We start from the raw sequence: 687 nt of genomic DNA, 5'->3' as shown, positions 1-687 counted from the left end.
CACCTGCCTGTCGTCCCGCCATCGTTCTGCTCCCGTCATTGCGACAGGAATATTATATAATGATGCTTATTTCAGTTCCAGATGACTAGATAGAAAAGTATTTGGCGTATGGGTTGAGGATCACCAACGCGGAGGTGGACTGCTCGGGATGGAGCTGGAACCCGTCACTCAGGGAGACACCAATTTTTTCCGCATCCAGCAGTTTCAGGATGGGTTCCTGTTCCTCCAGCCGGGGGCAGGCGGGGTAACCGAATGAATAGCGCGACCCGCGATAGCCCTGCTGCAGCAGTTTCGCCATGTCGCGGTCATCCTCGGCGGCAAAGCCCATTTCGGCGCGCATGCGCTTGTGGGTGTATTCCGCCATGGCTTCCGCCATCTCGACTGAAAGGCCGTGCAGGTAAAGGTAATCCTTGTAACGGTCGGCCTCGAACCACTCCCGCGCCCGGTCGGAAGCCTGCTGGCCCACGGTCACGACCTGCAGCCCGATCACGTCACGCTGCGCATCGTCAACATCGCGCACGAAATCGGCTATGCAGGCGCCATCCTCACGCGGCTGGCGGGGCAGGGTGAAGCGCGCCACCTCGGTCGCGCCATCCTCACCGAACAGGACAAGGTCATTGCCCTCGCCCGCCGCCTTCCAGTAGCCGTAGCTGGCGCGCGGGTGCAGGATGTCGTTTTCCGCGCACA

Annotated in this window: 1 protein-coding gene; it reads right to left on the bottom strand. The window is 60.6% G+C overall.

Annotation, left to right across the window (positions count from 1 at the left end; genetic code table 11):
• Nucleotides 1-85: 85 nt before the first annotated feature.
• A partial coding sequence (locus DY926_RS08675) for a vitamin B12 dependent-methionine synthase activation domain-containing protein (RefSeq protein WP_274541794.1) occupies nucleotides 86-687 on the bottom strand: 602 nt, incomplete at its 5' end.

Origin of the sequence: Komagataeibacter melaceti, from assembly GCF_003403295.1 — a bacterium.
In the GTDB taxonomy this organism is placed as follows: domain Bacteria; phylum Pseudomonadota; class Alphaproteobacteria; order Acetobacterales; family Acetobacteraceae; genus Komagataeibacter; species Komagataeibacter melaceti.
This window is presented reverse-complemented; position numbering and strand designations above follow the sequence as displayed.